This window comes from Streptomyces sp. NBC_00536 (assembly GCF_036346295.1).
Classification (GTDB): Bacteria; Actinomycetota; Actinomycetes; order Streptomycetales; family Streptomycetaceae; genus Streptomyces.
Genome location: NZ_CP107819.1, coordinates 4,609,283 through 4,630,559 on the forward strand (window position 1 = coordinate 4,609,283; position 21,277 = coordinate 4,630,559).

The 21,277-nt window shown below is 72.7% G+C and carries 17 protein-coding genes; 12 read left to right on the forward strand and 5 right to left on the reverse strand.

Features of this window, described 5'->3' with window-relative positions:
- Window positions 1-82 precede the first annotated feature (82 nt).
- The 8 genes from OHS33_RS20295 to OHS33_RS20330 all read left to right on the forward strand — a co-directional run bounded on the left by OHS33_RS20295 (window position 83) and on the right by OHS33_RS20330 (window position 11,152).
- Window positions 83-1,300: an MFS transporter gene (locus tag OHS33_RS20295; protein WP_330331824.1), complete on the forward strand. Its 1,218-nt coding sequence runs from the start codon at window positions 83-85 to the stop codon at window positions 1,298-1,300.
- Window positions 1,301-2,352: 1,052 nt separating this feature from the next.
- A complete protein-coding gene (locus OHS33_RS20300) occupies window positions 2,353-3,186 on the forward strand; it encodes a TIGR03084 family metal-binding protein (protein WP_330331825.1) in 834 nt (277 codons plus the stop codon).
- Entirely contained in the window at window positions 3,183-4,952 is a 1,770-nt protein-coding gene (locus OHS33_RS20305) for an acyclic terpene utilization AtuA family protein (protein ID WP_330331826.1), read from the forward strand. The genes OHS33_RS20300 and OHS33_RS20305 overlap by 4 nt, the downstream gene beginning before the upstream one ends.
- Window positions 4,949-6,547 (forward strand): acyl-CoA carboxylase subunit beta, encoded by a 1,599-nt coding sequence (locus OHS33_RS20310; protein ID WP_330331827.1) that lies wholly within the window; start codon window positions 4,949-4,951, stop codon window positions 6,545-6,547. Before OHS33_RS20305 ends, OHS33_RS20310 begins: the two co-directional genes overlap by 4 nt.
- An 8-nt stretch (window positions 6,548-6,555) precedes the next feature.
- A complete protein-coding gene (locus OHS33_RS20315) occupies window positions 6,556-8,541 on the forward strand; it encodes an ATP-binding protein (RefSeq protein WP_330331828.1) in 1,986 nt (661 codons plus the stop codon).
- Entirely contained in the window at window positions 8,538-9,701 is a 1,164-nt protein-coding gene (locus OHS33_RS20320; RefSeq protein WP_330331829.1) for an acyl-CoA dehydrogenase family protein, read from the forward strand. The genes OHS33_RS20315 and OHS33_RS20320 overlap by 4 nt, the downstream gene beginning before the upstream one ends.
- 24 nt (window positions 9,702-9,725) lie before the next feature.
- Window positions 9,726-10,463, forward strand: a complete 738-nt coding sequence (locus tag OHS33_RS20325) for an enoyl-CoA hydratase family protein (RefSeq protein WP_330331830.1) — start codon at window positions 9,726-9,728, stop codon at window positions 10,461-10,463.
- A complete protein-coding gene (locus OHS33_RS20330) occupies window positions 10,451-11,152 on the forward strand; it encodes a TetR/AcrR family transcriptional regulator (RefSeq protein ID WP_330331831.1) in 702 nt (233 codons plus the stop codon). Before OHS33_RS20325 ends, OHS33_RS20330 begins: the two co-directional genes overlap by 13 nt.
- Window positions 11,153-11,187: 35 nt before the next feature.
- On the opposite strand, the gene OHS33_RS20335 is transcribed toward OHS33_RS20330, so the two are convergent.
- Window positions 11,188-12,288, reverse strand: coding sequence for a citrate synthase 2 (locus OHS33_RS20335; protein ID WP_330331832.1), 1,101 nt, complete (start codon window positions 12,286-12,288; stop codon window positions 11,188-11,190).
- Window positions 12,289-12,527: 239 nt separating this feature from the next.
- Between OHS33_RS20335 and pdxH the strand changes: the two genes are divergently transcribed.
- The gene (gene pdxH / locus OHS33_RS20340) at window positions 12,528-13,151 is read left to right on the forward strand and encodes a pyridoxamine 5'-phosphate oxidase (RefSeq protein WP_330335123.1); all 624 of its coding nucleotides are present in this window, start codon (window positions 12,528-12,530) and stop codon (window positions 13,149-13,151) included.
- 195 nt (window positions 13,152-13,346) lie between these two features.
- Here pdxH and iscB read toward each other — a convergent pair whose 3' ends face one another.
- On the reverse strand, window positions 13,347-14,762 hold the full coding sequence (iscB, locus tag OHS33_RS20345) for an RNA-guided endonuclease IscB (protein ID WP_330331833.1): 1,416 nt from the start codon (window positions 14,760-14,762) through the stop codon (window positions 13,347-13,349).
- A gap of 554 nt (window positions 14,763-15,316) precedes the next feature.
- Between iscB and OHS33_RS20350 the strand changes: the two genes are divergently transcribed.
- Window positions 15,317-16,636: a PAS domain-containing protein gene (locus tag OHS33_RS20350; protein ID WP_330331834.1), complete on the forward strand. Its 1,320-nt coding sequence runs from the start codon at window positions 15,317-15,319 to the stop codon at window positions 16,634-16,636.
- 27 nt (window positions 16,637-16,663) lie between these two features.
- Here OHS33_RS20350 and OHS33_RS20355 read toward each other — a convergent pair whose 3' ends face one another.
- Together OHS33_RS20355 and OHS33_RS20360 are read right to left on the reverse strand one after the other, a co-directional pair.
- Complete coding sequence (locus tag OHS33_RS20355; RefSeq protein ID WP_330331835.1) at window positions 16,664-17,749, reverse strand: M48 family metallopeptidase; 1,086 nt, start codon at window positions 17,747-17,749, stop codon at window positions 16,664-16,666.
- 37 nt (window positions 17,750-17,786) lie between these two features.
- Window positions 17,787-18,542 carry an SIS domain-containing protein gene (locus OHS33_RS20360; RefSeq protein WP_330331836.1) on the reverse strand — a complete coding sequence of 252 codons (756 nt, stop codon included), beginning with the start codon at window positions 18,540-18,542 and terminating at the stop codon, window positions 17,787-17,789.
- A gap of 211 nt (window positions 18,543-18,753) precedes the next feature.
- Between OHS33_RS20360 and OHS33_RS20365 the strand changes: the two genes are divergently transcribed.
- Together OHS33_RS20365 and OHS33_RS20370 are read left to right on the forward strand one after the other, a co-directional pair.
- Window positions 18,754-19,446: a metal-dependent transcriptional regulator gene (locus tag OHS33_RS20365; RefSeq protein WP_330331837.1), complete on the forward strand. Its 693-nt coding sequence runs from the start codon at window positions 18,754-18,756 to the stop codon at window positions 19,444-19,446.
- A gap of 284 nt (window positions 19,447-19,730) precedes the next feature.
- On the forward strand, window positions 19,731-20,684 hold the full coding sequence (locus tag OHS33_RS20370) for an alpha/beta fold hydrolase (RefSeq protein ID WP_330331838.1): 954 nt from the start codon (window positions 19,731-19,733) through the stop codon (window positions 20,682-20,684).
- Between the two features lie 4 nt (window positions 20,685-20,688).
- Here the strand turns inward: OHS33_RS20370 and OHS33_RS20375 are convergent, their stop codons facing one another.
- The gene (locus tag OHS33_RS20375; protein ID WP_330331839.1) at window positions 20,689-21,180 is read right to left on the reverse strand and encodes a hypothetical protein; all 492 of its coding nucleotides are present in this window, start codon (window positions 21,178-21,180) and stop codon (window positions 20,689-20,691) included.
- Between the last annotated feature and the right edge of the window lie 97 nt (window positions 21,181-21,277).

The window sequence follows — 21,277 nt, forward strand, 5'->3', positions numbered from 1 at the left end:
GGGGGTCGGGTCGGGGGGCGGGCCGAGGGGCGGGCTGTGGGCGCAATTGCGTCGGCCGCCGGGTGGGCGGGATGCGCGGATCATGCTCCTCGCCCAGTTGCTGGACCGGACCGGAACGGGCGTGTGGGCCGCCTCGTCGGTCCTGTACTTCACCTTCGCCGTCGGTCTGGACGCCCGGCGGCTGGGTCTGCTGCTCGGCGCGGCCGGGGTGGCGGGGATCGCCGGGTCGCCGCTGGCGGGACGGCTGGCCGGCCGTTTCCCCGTACGGGTCCTGCTGATCGGCTGCCACCTCCTGCGGGTCGCGACCCTGTGCCTGATGCTCGTGTGCACGCGGTTCGACGTACTGCTGGCCGTCGTCGCGATCACCTCGCTGGGCGACCGGGCGGCCAAGACACTGGAAATGCTGTTCGCGACCCGCGCCGCGGGGGAGCGGCGCTCGGAGTACCAGGCCCTCTTCCGCAGTGTGGCGAACGCCGGATACGCGGTGGGTGCGGGCATCGCCGCGATCGGACTCGCCGTCGGGACCCGGGAGGCGTACGCGGCGCTGATCCTCGGCAACGCCCTGTCGTTCGTCCTGGCCGCCGTCCTCGTGTGGCGCACCCACGAGCCCAGGGCCCACGGTCATGTCGTGGCACGCTCGGCCGACGTCAAGCCCGCCGCTTCCACCAGCCCTTGGCGTGACCGCCACTACCTCAGGTTCGTCCTCCTCGACATCCCGATGAATCTCGACGACTCGATCCTCAACGTCGGCCTGCCGCTCTGGCTCGTGGACCACACCTCGGCCCCGCACGCCATCGTCCCGGCCTTCCTGGCGATCAACACCGTGCTCGTCGTCATCCTCCAACTGCACGTATCGGCCAGGGTCAAGACCCCGCGCCAGGCCGCCGGAGCGGTGCTCCTCTACGGCCTCACCCTGCTCGCCTGCTGCGTCGTGGTGGCCACCGCGACGGGTGGCGGGGCGTGGACGGCGTCGATCGCGCTGCTCGCCGCCGCCCTGCTGATCACCACGGCCGAACTCTTCCGCTCGGTCAGCTCCTGGGAGCTGGCAGTCTCCCTCGCCCCGCAGGAGTCGAGGGCCTCCTACCTGGGCGTGGCAGGCATGGCCGGATCCATCCAGAAGTCCCTCGGCCCCCTCCTCCTGACCGGCGCCGTCATGACGGCGGGCCCGGCGGGGTGGCTGGTGCTGGGCGGGGCGGTGGCAGGGCTGTCCGTGGCACAACGCCGTCTCGCGTTGAGCCGGCTGGATGCTCTGCTTCCTGCTCCGGAAGCTGCGGCGGTGACGGGGCGCCCGAGTTCTTAGTTGGGGGCCCGGCTGCGCCGGGTGCGGCTTCGCCGCAGAGGCGGTGGCTTCGGGTGTCCGGGGTCGGGGATCGTCCGGGGGCTGCCCGTCAGTTCAACTGTCTCTTCGTGCCGGGTCACGCTGTCAAGGGCGCTCCCTGCGGTCGCGTCGCTTCGCGATGGCCTTCGGCCACCCTTGACAGCGCGCCCCGTCACGAAAAGCCAAGAACTGTCGGGCGGCCCCCGGGGGAAGGCATGGGGGACCTGGTCCCATCGGCCACATCTTGATCACCGGCCCGGGGTCTGGGTGCGGCCCAGCCGCGCCCTCCGGGCGGACAAGCAACAGACGACAAGCACGCAGGCAGATCGCTACACAGTTGCGCTCGGGGAGGCGTCTGCGGGCTGTTTGGGGCTGGGACTTCCGTCAGGCCGAAGTGGAGACGGGTCGGGCGGCCGTCCGCCCCAAAGCGAGGGGTTCAAAGCATCACAAAAGGGGTGTTTTGGAGGGGTGTTGAGTGTCGAGAGTCGCTTGACCTGACTCCGTGCTCGTCCAGCCGAGCTTTCGGCCCTCCCGCACCGCCCATCAGCCCAAAACGGGCCGCAGACGCCGCCCCCAGAGGAGCGCGTAGCGATATAGGTGCGGCTTGCTGCTTGTCCGCCCGGAGGGCGCGGCTTGGCCGCACCTGGGCCCCGGCCCACCCGCCCGGAACCCCGATAGGTGGACCAGGTGCCCCATGCCTTCCCCCGGGGGCCGCCCGACAGTTCTTGGCTTTCCGGGGTGGGGCGGGCGGTCAAGGGTGGCCGTAGGCCGTCGCGTAGCGACGCGACGAAGGAGCGCCCTTGAGGGCCCGGCCCACCCCGGAGAGACAGTTGAACTGGCGGGCAGCCCCCGGAACCTCACCGACCCCGGGTGCGCCAACTCCCGCACACCACCACCCCGTTCCGGAATCCAACCCCGCCCCCCGGCCCCACCCACCCCCGCCCGAAAAATAATGCAAGCACGCTTGATTGTTTTCTGTCGCGCTGCCAGGCTTCCCACCACAGCCGTGTCCTGGGGTCCTGAGGGAGCGCATCGTGTCCGAGCCGTCACCGCCGTCCACCGCCGCCGGATCATCCACCGCAGCCGTTTACGCCGACCTGCGCGCGGAGGCCCGGGAACTCGACCTCCTGGTCGCCGACTTGCCCGAGGCCGGGTGGGCCAAGGCGACTCCCGCGCCCGGGTGGAGCGTTGCCCATCAGATCGCGCACCTGGCGTGGACCGACCGGGCGGCGCTGCTGGCGCTCACCGACGCCGCCGGGTTCGGGGAGATGGTCGAGGCGGCGCTCGCCGCGCCCGACAGGTTCGTCGACGACGGGGCGGACGCGGGGGCCGCGCTCGCGCCCGCGGAGTTGCTGGCGGGCTGGCGGGCCGGACGTACCGCTTTGGACCTGGCCCTCGCCGGAGCCTCGCCCGATGCGCGGTTCCCCTGGTACGGGCCGCCCATGAAGGCCGCCTCCATGGCCAGTGCCCGGCTGATGGAGACCTGGGCGCACGGCCAGGACGTCGCCGACGCGCTCGGGGTGCGCCGTACGCCCACCGACCGGCTGCGGCACGTCGCCCGGATCGGGGTGCGGGCCCGTGACTACGCCTTCGCCGTGCGGGGACTGCCCTTGCCCGTGGGGGAGTTCCGGGTGGAGCTGGCCGCGCCCGATGGATCGGGCGACGTATGGGCGTACGGTCCCGTGGACGCTCCGCAGCGGGTCACCGGGCCCGCCCTCGACTTCTGTCTGCTGGTGACCCAGCGGGCCCACCGCGCCGACCTCGGGGTACGGGCGCTGGGCGCCGACGCCGAGCGGTGGCTCGACATCGCGCAGGCCTTCGCGGGTCCGGCCGGGCCCGGCCGCGCGGCGGGCGGTGGTCCCGCGTGAGCGGCGCGCGGCGCGCCCTGCGCATCGGCAACGCGTCCGGGTTCTACGGCGACCGGTTCTCGGCGGTGCGGGAGATGCTGACCGGCGGTGAACTGGACGTCCTCACCGGGGACTACCTCGCCGAGCTGACGATGCTGATCCTCGGCCGGGACCGGCTCAAGGACCCCGGGCTCGGTTACGCGAAGACCTTCCTGCGCCAGCTGGAGGAGGGCCTCGGCCTCGCGCACGAGCGGGGCGTACGGATCGTCGCCAACGCGGGCGGTCTCAACCCGGCCGGGCTCGCGGCCGCCGTGCGCGAGCTGGCGGCGAAGACCGGTGTCCCGGTGTCCGTCGCGCACGTCGAGGGCGATGACGTGATGCCGTACGCCGAAGGGGTGCTGACCGCCAACGCCTACCTCGGCGGGGCCGGGATCGCGGCCTGCCTGCGGGCGGGCGCGGACGTGGTCGTCACCGGCCGGGTGACGGACGCGGCGCTGGTCAGCGGCCCCGCGGCCTGGTGGTTCGACTGGGCGCCGGGGGACCACGACCGGCTGGCTGGGGCGGTGGTGGCCGGGCACGTGCTGGAGTGCGGGACCCAGGCGACCGGCGGCAACTACTCCTTCTTCACCCGGCACGACTTCACCCGGCACGAGTTCACCGGTCACGCGCACCTGTCCCGTCCCGGCTTTCCGCTGGCCGAGATCGAGGCGGACGGTTCCAGCGTCATCACCAAACACCCCGGCACGGGCGGTGTGGTGACCACCGGGACGGTCACGGCGCAGCTGCTGTACGAGACCCAGGGCGCCCGGTACCTCGGCCCCGACGTGACGGCCCGTCTCGACACCGTGCGGCTCACCGACGACGGCCCGGACCGGGTCCGGATCAGCGGTGTGCGGGGCGAGGCGCCGCCGCCGACGCTCAAGGCCGGGATCACCCGGATCGGCGGCTGGCGCAACGAGGTCGTCTTCGTGCTGACCGGGCTGGACATCGAGGCGAAGGCGGACCTCGTACGGGCCCAGCTGGCCGGGGTCCTGGAGGGCGTGGCCGATGTCGGCTGGACCCTCGCCCGTACCGACCACGAGGACGCGCCGACCCAGGAGACGGCGAGCGCGATGCTGCGGCTGGTGGTCCGGGACCCGTCCGCCGACCGGGTCGGGCGGGCCCTGACCTCGGCGGCGATCGAGCTGGCGCTGGGCAGTTACCCCGGATTCCACGTCACGGCCCCGCCGGGACCGGCCCAGCCGTACGGGGTGTTCAGCACCGGGCAGCTGCCCGCGGACACCGTCCCCCACGTGGCGGTCCTCCCCGACGGCACCCGGCTGGCCATCCCGGCGCCCGCGCCCACCCCGGTAACCCCTTCTCCGCCCCCGGTTCCGACCGCCTCCCCGTCCCCGCGGCCCCCGGCGGGCCCCACCCGGCGCGTGCCCCTCGGGCTGGTGGCCGGGGCCCGGAGCGGGGACAAGGGCGGGGACGCCAATGTCGGGGTGTGGGTGGAGAGCGCGGACGCCTGGGAATGGCTGCGCGCCACCCTCACCGTGGATCTGTTCCGGGAGCTGCTCCCCGAGACGGCCGGGCTGCCGGTCACCCGGCACGACCTGCCGGGCCTGCGCGCCCTGAACTTCGTCGTCACCGGCATCCTCGGCGACGGAGTCGCCTCCGGGCACCGCTTCGACCCGCAGGCCAAGGCGCTCGGCGAATGGCTGCGCGCCCGCCACCTCGACATCCCCGTTCCTCTCCTGCCCTCTCCCCTCTCCCCCTTCTCCCTTCCGGAGGTGAGCCGCCCATGACCCGGCTCGGCACCAGCGTCGACACCCGCGACCCCGACCACCTGGCCCACCGGGCCGCCGCCCTGGAGCGGATCGAGGCTCTCGACGCCGAGCACGCCAAGGCGCTGGCGGGCGGCGGCGAGAAGTACACGGCCCGGCACCGGGCGCGCGGCAAGCTGCTCGCGCGCGAGCGGATCGAGCTGCTCCTCGATCCGGACACCCCGTTCCTGGAGCTGTCCCCGCTCGCGGCGTGGGGCAGCGACTACCCCGTGGGCGCCTCGATGGTGACCGGGATCGGGGTGGTGGAGGGCGTCGAGTGCCTGGTCACCGCCAACGATCCGACGGTGCGCGGCGGCGCCTCCAACCCGTGGACCCTGAAGAAGGCCCTGCGGGCGAACGAGATCGCCCGCGCCAACCGGCTGCCCTGCATCAGCCTGGTCGAGTCCGGTGGCGCCGACCTCCCGTCGCAGAAGGAGATCTTCATCCCCGGCGGGGCGGTCTTCCGGGACATCACCCGGCTCTCCGCCGCCGGGATCCCGACCATCGCCGTGGTCTTCGGCAACTCCACGGCGGGCGGGGCGTACATCCCCGGGATGTCCGACCACACCGTGATGATCAAGGACCGGTCGAAGGTGTTCCTCGGCGGTCCGCCGCTGGTCAAGATGGCGACCGGTGAGGAGAGCGACGACGAGTCGCTCGGCGGCGCCGACATGCACGCCCGTACGTCGGGCCTCGCCGACCACTACGCCGTCGACGAGGAGGACGCGATCCGCCAGGCCCGGCGGATCGTGGCCCGGCTCAACCACCGCCGGGCGCGGCCCGCTCCGCCGAAGGCCCAGGAGCCGCTGTACGACGCCGAGGACCTGCTCGGGATCGTGCCGGCCGACCTCAAGACCCCTTTCGACCCGCGCGAGGTGATCGCCCGGCTGGTCGACGGTTCCGACTTCGACGAGTTCAAGCCGCTGTACGGCACCAGCCTGGTCACGGGCTGGGCGAGCCTGCACGGCCATCCGGTGGGCATCCTCGCCAATGCCCAGGGCGTGCTGTTCAGCGCCGAGTCGCAGAAGGCCGCCCAGTTCATCCAGCTCGCGAACCAGCGCGACATCCCGCTCCTGTTCCTGCACAACACCACCGGCTACATGGTCGGCAAGGAGTACGAGCAGGGCGGGATCATCAAGCACGGCTCGATGATGATCAACGCGGTGTCCAACTCGAAGGTCCCGCACCTGTCCGTCCTCATCGGAGCCTCCTACGGCGCCGGGCACTACGGCATGTGCGGCCGGGCCTACGACCCCCGCTTCCTCTTCGCCTGGCCCGGAGCCAAGTCCGCGGTCATGGGCCCGCAGCAGCTCGCGGGCGTGCTGTCGATCGTCGCCCGCGCTTCGGCCGCGGCGAAGGGGCAGCCGTACGACGACGAGGCCGACGCCGGGATGCGCGCCTTCGTGGAGCAGCAGATCGAGTCGGAGTCCCTGCCGATGTTCCTGTCCGGGCGGCTGTACGACGACGGGGTCATCGACCCGCGCGACACCCGCACCATCCTCGGCCTGTGCCTGTCGGCCGTCCACAACGCCCCCGTCGAGGGCGCCCGTGGCGGCTTCGGCATCTTCCGGATGTGAGCCCCCACATGACCACCTCACCCGAGACCACCCAGCCCGACTTCGCGCCGTCCAAGGCGATCGGATCGCTGCTCGTCGCCAACCGCGGGGAGATCGCGGTACGGATCTTCCGCACCGCCCGCGCCCTGGGCATCGAGACCGTCGCCGTGTACGCCGACCCCGACGCCCGGGCCCTGCACGTCCGGGAGGCCGACGCGGCCGTGCGGCTGCCCGGGGCCGCCCCCGCCGAGACCTACCTGCGCGGCGAACTCCTGGTGAAGGCGGCCCTCGCCGCGGGCGCCGACGCCGTCCACCCCGGGTACGGGTTCCTCTCCGAGAACGCCGGCTTCGCCCGCGCCGTGCGCGCCGCCGGGCTGCTCTGGATCGGGCCGCCGCCCGAGGCGATCGAGGCCATGGCCTCCAAGACCCGGGCCAAGGAGCTGATGCGCGCCGCCGGGGTCCCGCTCCTCGACCCGGTCGACCCGGCCACCGCCACGGCCGCCGACCTGCCGCTGCTCCTCAAGGCCGCCGCGGGCGGCGGCGGCCGGGGCATGCGGGTCGTCCGCGAACTCGGCTCCCTCAAGGAGGAACTGGAAGCCGCCGCCGCGGAGGCCCGGTCCGCCTTCGGTGACGGCGAGGTCTTCGCGGAGCCGTACGTCGAGCGCGGCCGGCACGTGGAAGTGCAGGTCCTCGCCGACGCCCACGGCACCGTCTGGGCGCTCGGCACCCGGGACTGCTCCCTCCAGCGCCGCCACCAGAAGGTCATCGAGGAGGCCCCGGCCCCCGGCCTCCCCGAGAGCCTGCGCACCACCCTCCACGAGGCCGCCGTCGCCGCCGCCCGCGCGGTGTCCTACCAGGGCGCGGGCACCGTCGAGTTCCTCGTCACCGCGGAGGGCCGCCCGTACTTCCTGGAGATGAACACCCGCCTCCAGGTGGAACACCCCGTCACCGAAGCCGTCCACGGCCTCGACCTCGTCGCCCTCCAGCTGCGCATCGCCGAGGGCGGGGCGCTGCCCCTGAACCCGCCGCGGGCGTCCGGTCACGCGGTGGAGGCCCGGCTGTACGCGGAGGACCCCGCCCAGGACTGGCGTCCACAGGCCGGTGTCCTGCACACCCTGTCCGTCCCCGGGGCCGGGGACGGGATCCGCGTGGACACGGGCTTCGCCGACGGCGACACCGTCGGCGTGCACTACGACCCGATGCTCGCCAAGGTCATCGCGCACGCCCCGACCCGCGCCGAAGCCGTCCGCGCGCTGGCCGGCGCGCTGGCCCGGGCCCGTATCCACGGCCTCACCACCAACCGGGACCTGCTGGTGCGCTCGCTGCGCCACCCGGAGTTCGCCGCCGCCCGCCTCGACACCGGGTTCTACGAACGCCACCTGGGCGCCCTCACCGAAGCGGCCCCGGACGCCGCCCTGGCGGCCGTCGCCGCCGCCCTCGCCGAGGCCGCCCCGGCCCCGGACGCGCCGCTCGCCACCCGGATCGGCGGCTGGCGCAATGTGCCGTCCCAGCCGCAGAGCCGCCGCTACACCGCCGCCGGGACGGCCCACGAGGTCCGCTACCGGCCGTCCCGCAGCGGCCCCCCGCAGCTCGTGGACCGGCCCGGCGTCCGCGTCGTGGCCACCGCACCGGACTCCGTCACCCTCGAAGTCGACGGGGTCCAGCGGTTGTTCCACGTGAAACACAAATCGAACAGCCCCGAGGTTTACGTCGATTCACCGCTCGGCGCGCACACCCTGATCCGGCTGCCCCGGTTCGCCGAACCCCAGGACCGCACCGAACCCGGATCCCTGCTCGCCCCCATGCCCGGCACCGTCGTGCGGATCGCCGAGGGCCTCGCCACCGGCTCCGCCGTCACCGCCGGGCAGCCCCTGCTCTGGCTGGAGGCCATGAAGATGGAGCACCGCATCGTCTCGCCCGCCTCCGGCACGCTCACCGCGCTCCACGCCGTCCTCGGCCACCAGGTCGAATTCGGCGCCCTGCTCGCCGTCGTCCAGGAGGAACCGCCCGCATGAGCAACACCGTTGTCGAATCCGCGGAACACCAGGCCCTGCGCGCGGCCGTCGCCGCCCTCGGGCAGCGCTACGGCCGTGAGTACCTCGCCCGGGTGGCCCGCGAGGGCCGCCACCCCGACGAGCTGTGGGCCGACGCCGCCAAGCTCGGCTACCTCGGGGTCAACCTCCCCGAGGAGTACGGCGGCGGAGGCGGCGGCATCGCCGAACTCTCCATCGTGCTCGAAGAACTGGGCGCCGCGGGCTGCCCGCTGCTGATGATGGTGGTCTCGCCCGCCATCTGCGGCACGGTCATCGCCCGCTTCGGCACCGACGCCCAGAAGCGGGCCTGGCTCCCCGGCCTCGCCGACGGCAGCCGCACCATGGCCTTCGGCATCACCGAACCCGACGCCGGATCCAACTCCCACCGCATCACCACCACCGCCCGCCGCGACGGCGACGACTGGGTCCTGACCGGCCGCAAGGTCTTCATCTCCGGCGTGGACATCGCCGACGCCACCCTGATCGTCGGCCGCACCGAGGACGCCCGGACCGGACGCCTCAAGCCGTGCCTCTTCATCGTCGAGCGTGATACACCCGGCTTCACCCGTTCGGTCATAGACATGGAACTCCAGGCTGCCGAGAAACAGTTCGAACTCGTCCTCGACGAGGTCCGGCTGCCCGCCGACGCCCTCGTCGGCGACGAGGACGCGGGCCTGCTCCAGCTCTTCGCCGGACTCAACCCCGAACGCGTCATGACCGCCGCCTTCGCCATCGGCATGGGCCGCTACGCCCTGGCCAAGGCGGTCGACTACGCCAAGACCCGGCAGGTGTGGAAGGAGCCCATCGGCAGCCACCAGGCCGTCGCCCACCCCCTGGCGGCCGCCCACATCGAACTCGAACTGGCCCGCCTGATGATGCAGAAGGCCGCCCACCTCTACGACGCCGGGGACGACATGGGCGCCGGAGAAGCGGCCAACATGGCCAAGTACGCTGCCGCCGAGGCCTGCGTACGGGCGGTGGACCAGTCCGTCCACACCCTCGGCGGCAACGGCCTCACCCGCGAATACGGACTCGCCTCCCTCATCACCGCCTCCCGGGTGGCCCGTATCGCACCCGTCAGCCGCGAGATGATCCTCAACTTCGTCTCGCACCAGACCCTGGGCCTGCCCAAGTCGTACTAGAACGGAAGGGCCGGAGGAACGGACATGACCCCGATCGTCGGATCCGCGCACGCCCGCGGCATCACCACCCTCACGCTCGACGCGCCGGAGAACCGCAACGCGCTCTCCGCGGAACTCGTCGGCGAGCTGCGCGCGGCCCTCGCCGCGGCGGGCGCGGACCCGGCGGTCCGGGCCATCGTCCTCACCCACACCGGCACCACCTTCTGCGCCGGCGCGGACCTGAAGAACCCCTTCGCCCCCGAGGACTTCCTGGCCCTGCTGCGCGAGCTGGCCGAACTGCCCAAGCCGGTCGTGGCCCGGGTGACCGGACACGTCCGGGCCGGCGGCCTCGGGCTGCTCGGCGCCTGCGACATCGCCGCCGCCGGGCCGCAGTCCTCGTACGCCTTCACCGAGAGCCACCTGGGCCTGGCCCCGGCGGTGATCTCGATCCCGCTGCTGCCCCGGCTCGACCCCCGGGCCGCGGCCCGCTACTTCCTCACCGCCGAACGCTTCGGACCGGCCGAGGCGGCCCGGATCGGGCTGCTCACCCTGCACGCCGACGATGTCGACGAGGCCCTCGAACCCGTCCTCGCAGGGCTGCGCAAGGCCTCCCCGCAGGGCCTCGCCGAGTCGAAGGCGCTGGTCACCGCACCCGTACGGGCCGCCCTGGAGCAGGACGGGGAACGGCTGACCGCGCTGTCCGCGTCCCTCTTCGGCTCCGCCGAGGCCCGCGAGGGCATCACGGCCCTCTTCGAGCGCCGGGACCCGTCATGGACGTCCTGACCGACCCGCAGCACAGCGGCCCGCAGCTGACCGACCCGCAGCACGGCGGCCCCCAACACGGCGGCCCGCAGCAGAGCGCCCCCCGGCCGAGAGCCACCCGCGGGGCCCCGAAGCAGGCCCGCAGCCGGGTCACCCGGCGCCACCTCCTCGAAGCGGCCGTGTCCTGCCTGGCCGAACACGGCTGGGCGGGCTCCACCGTCGCCGTCGTCGCCGAGCGCGCCGGGGTCTCCCGGGGCGCGGCCCAGCACCACTTCCCCACCCGCGAATCCCTGTTCACGGCCGCCGTCCAGTACGTCGCCGAGGAACGCTCCACCGCCCTGCGCGAGCTGTTCCAGGCGGGCCCGGCACCGCGCGCCGAGGTGGTCCACGCCGTCGTGGACCTGTACACGGGCGCCCTCTTCCGGGCCGCGCTCCAGCTGTGGGTGGCCGCCTCCAACGAGGAGCAGCTGCGGCCCCCGGTCATCGAGCTGGAGGCCCGGGTCGGCCGCGAGACCCACCGCATCGCGGTGGAACTGCTGGGCGCCGACGAGTCCGTACCCGGGGCCCGGGAGACCGTCCAGGGCTTCCTGGACATGGCGCGCGGGCTGGGCCTGGCGAACGTCCTCACCGACGACACCGCCCGCCGCGACCGGGTGGTCACCCAGTGGGCCGCGATCCTGGACACCGCCCTGGGCCCGCCCCGGGCCTGACCCCGGGGCGGCACCCTTTCCCCATACCGGGCGATCTACTGGGCGATGTCGGCGTACCCCTCGACCGCCTGCGGCTCCCGGGTGCCCGGGCCGACGTAGCGCGCCGAAGGACGGACCAGGCGGCCCGTGCGCTTCTGCTCCAGGATGTGCGCCGACCACCCGGCGGTGCGGGCGCAGGTGAACATCGAGGTGAACATGTGCGCCGGGACCTCCGCGAAGTCCAGCATGATCGCCGCCCAGAACTCCACGTTCGTCGCGAGCACGCGGTCGGGGCGCCGCGCGTGCAGCTCCTCCAGCGCGGCCTTCTCCAGCGCCGCCGCCACCTCGTAGCGCGGCGCGTCCAGCTCCTTGGCCGTCCGGCGCAGCACGCGGGCGCGCGGGTCCTCGGCGCGGTAGACGCGGTGCCCGAAGCCCATCAGCCGCTCGCCCTTGTCCAGGGCCTTCTTCACGTACGCCACCGCGTCGCCGCTGCGCTCGATCTCCTCGATCATGCCCAGCACGCGGGACGGCGCCCCGCCGTGCAGCGGCCCGGACATGGCACCGACGGCCCCCGACAGCGCGGCCGCGACATCGGCGCCGGTGGACGCGATGACCCGGGCGGTGAAGGTGGACGCGTTCATGCCGTGCTCGGCGGCCGAGGTCCAGTAGGCGTCGACGGCCTTGACGTGCTTGGGGTCGGGCTCGCCCCGCCAGCGGATCATGAAGCGTTCGACGACGGACTCGGCCTTGTCGATCTCGCTCTGCGGCACCATCGGCAGGCCCTGGCCGCGGGCGGACTGGGCGACGTACGACAGGGCCATCACGGCCGCGCGCGCGAGGTCGTCACGGGCGGTCCGCTCGTCGATGTCCAGCAGCGGTTTCAGACCCCACACGGGGGCCAGCATCGCCAGCGCGGACTGCACGTCGACCCGGATGTCACCGGAGTGCACCGGGATCGGGAAGGGCTCGGCGGCGGGCAGCCCCGGGTTGAACGCACCGTCGACCAGCAGGCCCCAGACGTTCCCGAAGGACACGTGACCGACCAGGTCTTCGATGTCGACACCCCGGTAACGGAGCGATCCGCCCTCCTTGTCGGGCTCGGCGATCTCGGTCTCGAACGCGACGACCCCTTCGAGCCCGGGTACGAAGTCGGACATCAGGCGGCTCCTCAGATAGATGCGAACACGCGCGGCTCCCGGCGTGATTCGCGGTCCGGCGCGGTCATCCCCGTTGATGCCCGGCAGGGCCGATGGTCACCCTCACGGGAACCAGCGGACCGGCCCCAAGATTTTGTCCGCTCGGGATGGCCTGCGGAAGCGTGACATACGGCACACCCCTGGAAGTCGTCCTGCGGCAGGATGGCGGGGTGACAGACAAGGATCTTGACCCCGCCCTCATGCGGATGCAGTACCGCTCGGAGATCCTCGCCGAGGACGGCCTCGCCGCGGACCCCATGGAGCAGTTCGCGCAGTGGTTCCGGCAGGCCGCCGACGCGCGCCTCTTCGAGCCGAACGCGATGGTCGTCTCGACCGCCACCCCCGACGGGCGGCCCAGCTCCCGCACCGTGCTGCTCAAGCAGTTCGACGAGCGCGGTTTCGTCTTCTTCACCAACTACGGCTCGCGCAAGGGCACGGAACTGGCCGAGAACCCGTACGTGGGCCTGCTCTTCCCGTGGCACCCGATCGCCCGGCAGGTGGTGGTCACCGGCGCCGCGGTGCGGACCGGCCGGGACGAGACTGCCGCGTACTTCCGCTCGCGCCCGCACGGCTCACAGCTGGGGGCCTGGGCGAGCGAGCAGTCCCGGGTGATCTCCTCGCGCGCCGAGCTGGACCGCCGCTACGCGGAGCTGGCCGAACGCTATCCGGAGGGGGAGCAGGTCCCGGTGCCGCCGGAATGGGGCGGCGTACGGGTGGTGCCGCAGGAGGTGGAGTTCTGGCAGGGCCACGAGAACCGCCTGCACGACCGCCTGAAGTACGTCCGCGACGGCGAGAAGTGGCGCGTCGAGCGCCTGTGCCCGTAGCCCCCGCGGGGCCGTCGGAAAACACCGGAAAAACAGACGACCCGCGGGCTCGGGTTTCTCTCCTGCAGTGAGAGAAGCCGGCCGGACGTACCGGCGAGCCCGCGGGTCGGGTGACTGCTTGGGATTGGCGCTCGGCGATCCCGCCGGGCACCGCACTGGGTGCGTGCGACGACGGGCGCTTAGCCCGCAGTCACCTCACGCGTCCGGAGTTCGTACATTTCCGGGATCACCTCCTTTCAGTGTGCGACCACTGTAAGCAGCCTCCCGCCCTGCGCTCAATCGAATTTCGGGGGCGAATCCATAGCCGTATCCATCGGCTCGTTGAAGCATCCGCAGGTGCCGGTGCGAGACATCGAAGCGGCTGGTCAGCGTGGTGACGCGATGCTGGCCACTCGCCCGCACCGCGATGCGCCCCACCCAGCGGCCGGCCCACTTCCCCCTGGGAACGACCGCCTCCACCAAGTCGCCGGTCGCGTATCCGTGGTGGATCTTGCTGCGAGGCCGCCGCAAGCGGGGGAACCCGAAACGGTCCGGCGTGGTCCTCGCGTACGAACCGCGCCCGGTCGAGGTCACCACCAAGACCTGTGCGGGTATCCGTGCGATCGAATCCCGGTCATGATCGAGGAGTCCGGTCGCCAGGGCGTCGATCGTGTGGCTCTTGGGCAGCCCCATCGCGGCGCGGTTCCAGCGGGTGTGCCCGCCCGACCAGGGATGTACAGGTACCCCGATCGTGGAGAGTGTCTCCACGAGCTGGTGCCTGGTGGCGTTCATGACGGCGATGTCCTGCAGCGGTCGCCTGAGCTGGGCGATCACTTTCTCCAGACGGGAAGGCTGGTCATTGAGGAAATCTTCGATGCGTCGCGTCCCCTTCAGCTGATTGCAGGGCGCGCAGGCGAGCACGAGATTCGACACCCGGTCCGATCCTCCGTAGCGACGGGGGCGCACATGTTCGATGTCGAGCGGTACTTCCGTGGCGTCGCAATAGGCACACGATCCGTTCCATTTGGCCAGGAGGAACGCCCGGACCTCGGACCCGGTGTACGTCGCTTCCCAGCCCTCCGAAGAGCCGGATTCCCCGACCCCTGCGACGACACTCGTATCGAAGGCGACCTGCTCCACGTGGATCTCGAGAACCGGTGCGTATCGGCACAGCTTCGTGACGAGAGACATCGTGGAGTCGATGCGATGGCGCAGGGAGGGCGGGAGCCAGCCGCTCGGCCGAGTGCGGTTTTTGTGCCGCGGAGCCCGGTGCCGGAGGTTCGCCGAGCGTCGGCGGCGACGGTAACCCGCGCGCCGCATCATGCCGCGGTGGATCTGTTGTCCCCGATGCCGCAGTTCGATCGTGATCAGACCCCGGCATGCCAGGGCGGTGAGACCTCGTGGGCCGAGGAGCTCCCGTCCATCGGTCACGGCGATTCCTGTCGCTTTGGACCCGGGGTCGATGCGCAGCTGTACGCCCGTGACGGTGGAGTCCTCGCGGGACCGGTCCTTGAGCCGGATGGTGAAGGGGACTCGCCGCGCCACGACGGCACGTCCGCTCTCGAGCAGCTCGCGCGCTCGTGCGGGGTGGCACGGCATGAGCGGCTCGCCCCCCTTTGCCACGACGAACACCCGGCTCGCTGTGGGGCTGGGAGCGTCACCGCTCCCGGTCTCTGCCGTGGACACTGCCGAAGCAGTGGATCCGGCGTTTCGCCGACGGGTCCAGGTGCGGTTCCCGCCGGTCTCCCCTCGCCCATGTTCCCTGCCGGTACCCGGCCTTGCGGCCGGGAGTCCGTGAGCCGTTTCGTCCCTGCTCCCGGGGGTGTCTGCGCTCACGGATTCCAGAGCAGGCTGCTGAGGAAGCACAGCCTGGTGGGTCTGCTCACCTACAGAGAACGTAGTCATCGAGGCACCTCGTCTGATCCGCGGATCGTGATGACTGGGGCTGGTCACTCCATGAGGGAGCGAGTGACCTCCCTTCTCGTGATGAGGCCGACGCTATCCGGCTGGGAGCGCGTGGCGCGGGCGGAGACCCGGCGCTCACTCGAACGTGTGGTCGTCCGATGGCTGTGCTGTCCACACCGCCCACGGGTGCACGGATTTTCACGAACGGGGTGTGGGCTGCGTCACGTTCCAGTTCAATGATCTGACGTGCCGCACACGCGAACACCTGCAGGGGGTCCCAGGTGAGTGCCTTCGGACGTAGTGAGACCACCGACGATCTGCTCGCCGCGCTGCTGGACGGGATGGACGCGGCGCTCTGCGCGTTCGATGCCGACGGCGTGATCACGCACTGGAACCGCGAGGCCGAGCGGATCCTGGGGTGGTCGGCCGCCGAGGCGGTGGGGCGGCGGGGGTTCGCCGGATGGGCGGCGCGCGCCGCCGACGCGCAGGACGTCGAGGCCAGACTGATGGCCGCGCAGGACGTGCCGGGCCGCCAGGTGCACGAGTTCGCGCTGGTCACCAAGGACGGCGGGCGGGTGCTCGTGCGGACCCAGTCGGCCGGGGTGCAGGGCGCGGGCGGGAAACCGGCCGGGGTGTACTGCGCGTTCAGCGAGGTGCACGCGCAGATCGACCTGGAGCGGTCCATCGCGCTCAGCGAGGCGCTGATGGACGACGCCTCGTGGGGGGTCGTGCTGGTCGATGTGGACCTGCGGCCCGCCGTCGTCAACGCGCAGGCGGCCACCGCCTTCGGATCGGGGCGGACCGCGCTGCTGGGGCGGCCGCTCGGGGAGCTGCTCGCGCAGGGCGTGGAGGACCTGGAGGGCGCTCTGCAGCACGTCCTGGCCGAGGGGCCGCCGCCCGGGCCGGTGGAGCTGTGGGTTTCGGTACGGACGGCCGCGGGCGTACGCCGGCGCTGCTGGCGCAGCGGGTTCCTGCGCCTGGCCTCGCCGCTGGCGGAGGAACCGGTGCCGCTGGGGGTCGGCTGGCTGTTCCAGGACATCACCGAGGCCCGGCAGGCGGAACTGGACACCGCGCAGCTGCGGTTCCGCTCCCAGCAGCTGCACCGGGCGGGCCGGGCGGCGGGGGAGTGCGAGGAATCGGCGGAGGCGGCGGCGGTCCGGCTGGAGTTCGCGCTGGCCGGGTTCGCGGACCACGCGCTGATCGACGTACTGGCCGCGGACGGGGCACGGCTGGTCCGCTCGCCCGTGTCCCCGTCCGGGGCGGTGCCCGCCGCGGGCCCGCTGCTGCCGGGGCCGGGGGCGATCCCGGTCCGCTACGAGCCCGGGCACCCGGCGCTGCAGGCGCTGGACCGGATCGGCTCGGTACGGGCCAGCGCGCCGGTGGGGGCGGCGGCCGAGGGGTGGGCCAGGACCCGGCAGTGGCCGCAGGGCGCGGCGCACGGGCTGTGCGTGGTCCTGCGCAGCCGGGGCCGGAGCCTGGGCATCCTGACGTTCCTGCGCGGCCCGTCCCGCCCCCCGTTCGACCGCGCGGACGCCGCCTACGCCGAAGAGGTCGCTTCCCGCGTGGCGACGGACCTGGCCTTGTCGACGTCGGCGGCGTAGCGCTTGCGTCCCCCTCGGGGGCCGGGGTCAGCCCGCGTGGTGGCGGATGACCTCGCGGGCCACCACCGCCCGGGCCGGGCCGAGTTCGGCCGCCACCGCGGCGGCCCGCCGGTCGTCGCAGGCGACCAGGCCCGGCTGCGGCGCGCGCAGGGTGAGGCACCGGCGCCGCAGGTGCGTGGGCGGGTGCGTGTCGTCGACGCTGTGCCCGCGCCGTGCGGCGACCCGGAGCTGACGCTCGTACTCATGGCCCGGTACGGACGCCACGTGCGCCGCGATCCGCTCCCACAGCCCCTGCTCGGCGGCCTCGCGGGCGGCCCGGCCGGCCCGGCCGCCGGTCATCTGGGCGGCCACCGACTCCCGGCGCAGCTCCGCGTCCACCGACCGGGCCACGAGCAGCCGGTCCGTCAGGGCCACCGCCCCCTCGGTCGAGCCGGCCCGCGCCGCGCTCAGGTCCGCCTGGTACTCGGCGCGCTGGGCGGCGCGCAGGGTCAGCCGGTCGAGCAGGAGCAGCAGGGCGTACGCCGCGCAGCGCGGGAGGTACGCCACGAGGTTGAACAACGTGTCCCAGATGGTGTGCGCGGGGCTCGGAGCGAGCGCGTCCACCCACAGGAGCAGGGAGCGCAACGCACTGTGGAGGACCAGCCCGTGCCGGAGGTCCCCGTGGGCGAAGTGCCCCAGCTCGTGGCCGAGGAGCGCGACCCGCTCGCGCGGGCCTAGGACCTCCCACAGGCCGAGGCCGAGGATCAGCACCCGGCGCCTGCGCGGTCCGTACGCCGTCACGGCGGCGTTGACGTCGCCGCACACCGCCACGGCGTGCACCCCGGTGGTGCCGGTGACGGCGGCCACCTCGTCGATCAGTGCGAACAGCTCGGGCGCGTCCGCCCGCAGCAGCACGGGCCCGTCGTCCGGCAGCCGCCCGAACCGGGGCCGCAGGACGACGGCCACGGCGAGCAGCACGGCGCCCCAGACCGGCTCGATCCCGGTGTCCCAGCCCAGCACGATCAGCAGCAGCCCGGCCACCACCAGCGCCACGGTGACGCCGTGCACCAGCAGGGCGAGCCCGAGGGCGAGCAGGGCGGCCATGTCGCGGCGCGCCCGGGTCCACGGCGTCACCGTGGGGCGGTGCGACAGGGGCGGGCCAGTGGACGGGCTAGTGGCGGAAGAAGATCCGGTCGCCGTATTCCTGCATCACGCGGCCGTTCCACTCGTGGCCGCCGTCGACGTTGCCCGAGCGCAGGAGCGGCGGCTCGACGCCGCGGGCGGCGAGGTCACCGGCCGCGGCGGCCATCACGGCCTGCATGATGGCGCTGGTCACGACCGTGGACGCCGGGGCGAAGGGGGCGTCGATCCCCTCCAGGCTCAGCTCGGCGTCGCCGACCGCGATCTTGCTGTCGAGGACGATGTCGCAGTGGTCCTTGAGGAAGGTGCCCGAGACGTGCCGCGAGCGGGTCTCCGTCGCGTACGCCACCGAGGTCACGCCGATCACCTTGAGCCCGATGGCCCGTGCGTTCATCGCCATCTCGACGGGCAGCGCGTTGCGCCCGGAGAGGGAGATGATCACGAGCACGTCGCCGTTGGCGGCCGGGCTGCTGTCCAGGACCGCCCCGGCCAGCCCGTCGACCCGCTCCAGCGCGCTGCCGAGCGTCGCGGGCATGACGTCGATCCCGGCGGTGCCGGGGACGGCGAGGAAGTTCATCAGCGCGAGCCCGCCGGCCCGGTAGACCACGTCCATCGCGGGGAGGGAGGAGTGCCCGGCGCCGAAGGCGAAGAGCCGGTTCCCGGCGGCGACGGCGTCGGCGATCACGGAGCCGGCCTCGGCGATGTTCGACGACTCCTCGTCCCGCACCCGCTCCAGGAGGCCGATGGCGGCATCGATGAACTGACCGGCCAGCTTGCTCTCGCTCATGCGCTGAGGGGCCCTTCCAGAGGTGGGGTGCGTCCGTGTCCGCCGCTCACCGTGCGGTCTGGACCAAGTGCGTGTCAATACCAGCGTCAATCCGTGGACGAAGGCCCTGAGGGGGTCCCGGACGGTCCTTGGCCTCCGGCACGGAACGGTTGTCGGCCTGATGCGTCAGAATTGGGTGCAGGGCCAGCGCACGATATCCCGAGGGGCACGAATGTCCGGACTGATCGATACCACGGAGATGTATCTCCGCACCATCCTCGAGCTGGAAGAGGAAGGCGTGGTCCCCATGCGCGCCCGGATTGCCGAGCGGCTCGATCAGAGCGGCCCGACGGTCAGCCAGACGGTGGCACGCATGGAGCGCGACGGCCTGGTGGCCGTCGCCAGCGACCGGCACCTGGAGCTGACGGAGGAGGGGCGGCGGCTGGCCACGCGCGTGATGCGCAAGCACCGGCTGGCCGAGTGTCTCCTCGTCGACGTCATCGGACTGGAATGGGAGCAGGTGCACGCCGAGGCCTGTCGCTGGGAGCACGTGATGAGCGAAGCGGTGGAGCGGCGGGTGCTGGAGCTGCTGCGTCACCCGACCGAGTCGCCGTACGGGAACCCGATCCCCGGTCTGGAGGAGCTGGGCGAGAAGGCCGAGGCGGATCCGTTCCTCGACGAGAGCATGGTGAGCCTGGCGGAGCTGGACCCGGGTGTCGACGGCAAGACCGTGGTCGTGCGGCGGATCGGCGAGCCCATCCAGACGGATGCCCAGCTCATGTACACGCTGCGGCGGGCGGGCGTGCAGCCCGGGTCGGTCGTCAGCGTGACGGAGTCCCCGGGCGGGGTGCTGGTCGGCAGTGGCGGCGAGGCCGCCGAGCTGGAGGCGGAGGTCGCCTCCCACGTGTTCGTGGCGAAGCGGTGACCGTCCGTACCGCCCGTATGGGGTAGCGCTCGCGGTGTGGACGGTCCCGGCGCCTCGCGGCGCCGGGACCGGTCCTCCCCTGTTTGACCCGGAGCCCCGAGCTCTCAAGGTCATCCCCTCGGACCGTCTTCCCCGAGCGGCCCGCCTCCCGTTGAAGATCTCCCCTCGGCAGCGGCGGCCAATCCTTGAGCAAGGTCATTCGAAAGAGTGGTGTTGCCGCCGAGAAGGCAGTTTTCGAATGCGGGTTCGATAGTCTTGCGGGGAGCGAAGGGGGTGCATCTGCGGTGGTACAGCGCTTCGATGTAACGGGGTCCGACGGCGTACGCCTGGCCGCCTGGGAATTCCGGGAACCCGCCTCCCCGGACGGCCCGGATGCCTCGGATGCCCAGGACGACCCGGCCGACCCGGCCGAGGCCTCCGGTCCGGGGTCCGGGCCCGGGGTGCTCTTACTCCACGGGCTGATGGGCCGCGCCTTCCACTGGGCCGGAACCGCCCGCTGGCTCGCCGAGCGCCACCGCGTCGTCGCCCTCGACCAACGCGGACACGGCCAGAGCGAACGCCTGGCCAACGGTCCGGACATCCCGGCCGCCTTCGCCCGCGAGGCCTTCGTGGCCGACGCCGAAGCCGTGGTCGAGCAGCTCGGCCTGGGCCCCGTCACCCTCGTAGGCCACTCCATGGGCGCCCTCACCGCCTGGCAGCTCGCCGCCCGCCGCCCCGACCTCGTCCGGGCCCTCGTCATCTGCGACATGCGTGCCTCCGCGCTCGGCGCCGCCTCGCAGCGCGAATGGGAGGAGTGGTTCCACCGCTGGCCCCTGCCCTTCCCCACCCAGGACGCCGCCCGCCGCTGGTTCGGCGAGGACGACCCCCGGGTGGAGCGGCCCGACCCCGGCCGCGGGGCCTTCTTCGCCGAGGTCATGCACCAGGCGCAGGACGGATGGCGCCCCCTCTTCTCCCGCCGGCAGATGCTCACCGCCCGCGAGACGTGGGTGCACGACGCGCACTGGGAGGAGCTGGCGCAGGTCCGCTGCCCGACGCTGGTGGTCCGGGGACTGGACGGCGAGCTGGGGCGGGCCGAGGCGCAGGAGATGGTCCGGGTGCTGCCGGCCGGGCAGTATGCGGAGATCCCCGACGCCGGGCACTACCTCCACTACGACCAGCCGGGAGCGTGGCGGGCGGTGCTGGAGCCGTTCCTCGACGGGGTCAAGACCGGGTCCACGGCCTCGGCGGGTGGCCCCTGACCACCTACGGCGCGGGGGTCTCCGCCGACCAGAAGTCGTCGCGGACGTCCGGGCGCTGGGGATACGGGGTGGTGCGCACCGGCGTGTTGGGCTTGGTCGTGGGGCTCTGCACGGGAGCGTCTGTGAGGCATGGGGTGGCGGCAGAGAGCCGGAACTGGCCCTCTCCGCCCACCTCGGCGCTCAGGCTGTAGCCCTCGGGTGTGGAGGCGTAGAGGGCGGGAACGGTAGGGCTGGTGCGCATGGATGTGATCTTGTATCCACGGCCCTTCCATGCACGTTCGATCACTCCGAGCAGGGCGCCGCGCCGCTGTTCGGAGACGATCGTCAGGATGAGGATCGAGCGGTCGGCGGCACCCGTACCCGTGGCCTTGTTGAGGGTGTTGGTGCAACCGCTCTCGCTGGAGGGCCCGTGGTTCCAACGGAGTTCGGGCCGCACAGCGGTGAGGGTCTCCTGAAGGATGGCATCCGCGCGCTCGGCGCCCTGCTGCATGTTCATGCTGGGGTTCCTTTCGGCTGAGGTATCTCCTCCGCCCGGACCACATGCGGCGAGGGTGGTGAGGGCGGTGAGGAAGAACAGGACGGCTGGGGTCCGG

Excerpts from the sequence above, each read along its gene's own strand:
- OHS33_RS20295 (WP_330331824.1), top strand. The coding sequence starts at position 83 with ATGCTCCTCGCCCAGTTGCTGGACCGGACCGGAACGGGCGTGTGGGCC.
- OHS33_RS20310 (WP_330331827.1), top strand. The coding sequence starts at position 4,949 with ATGACCCGGCTCGGCACCAGCGTCGACACCCGCGACCCCGACCACCTG.
- OHS33_RS20315 (WP_330331828.1), top strand. The coding sequence starts at position 6,556 with ATGACCACCTCACCCGAGACCACCCAGCCCGACTTCGCGCCGTCCAAG.
- OHS33_RS20320 (WP_330331829.1), top strand. The coding sequence starts at position 8,538 with ATGAGCAACACCGTTGTCGAATCCGCGGAACACCAGGCCCTGCGCGCG.
- OHS33_RS20325 (WP_330331830.1), top strand. The coding sequence starts at position 9,726 with ATGACCCCGATCGTCGGATCCGCGCACGCCCGCGGCATCACCACCCTC.
- OHS33_RS20330 (WP_330331831.1), top strand. The coding sequence starts at position 10,451 with ATGGACGTCCTGACCGACCCGCAGCACAGCGGCCCGCAGCTGACCGAC.
- OHS33_RS20335 (WP_330331832.1), bottom strand. The coding sequence starts at position 12,288 with ATGTCCGACTTCGTACCCGGGCTCGAAGGGGTCGTCGCGTTCGAGACC.
- pdxH (WP_330335123.1), top strand. The coding sequence starts at position 12,528 with ATGCGGATGCAGTACCGCTCGGAGATCCTCGCCGAGGACGGCCTCGCC.
- OHS33_RS20360 (WP_330331836.1), bottom strand. The coding sequence starts at position 18,542 with ATGAGCGAGAGCAAGCTGGCCGGTCAGTTCATCGATGCCGCCATCGGC.
- OHS33_RS20365 (WP_330331837.1), top strand. The coding sequence starts at position 18,754 with ATGTCCGGACTGATCGATACCACGGAGATGTATCTCCGCACCATCCTC.
- OHS33_RS20375 (WP_330331839.1), bottom strand. The coding sequence starts at position 21,180 with ATGAACATGCAGCAGGGCGCCGAGCGCGCGGATGCCATCCTTCAGGAG.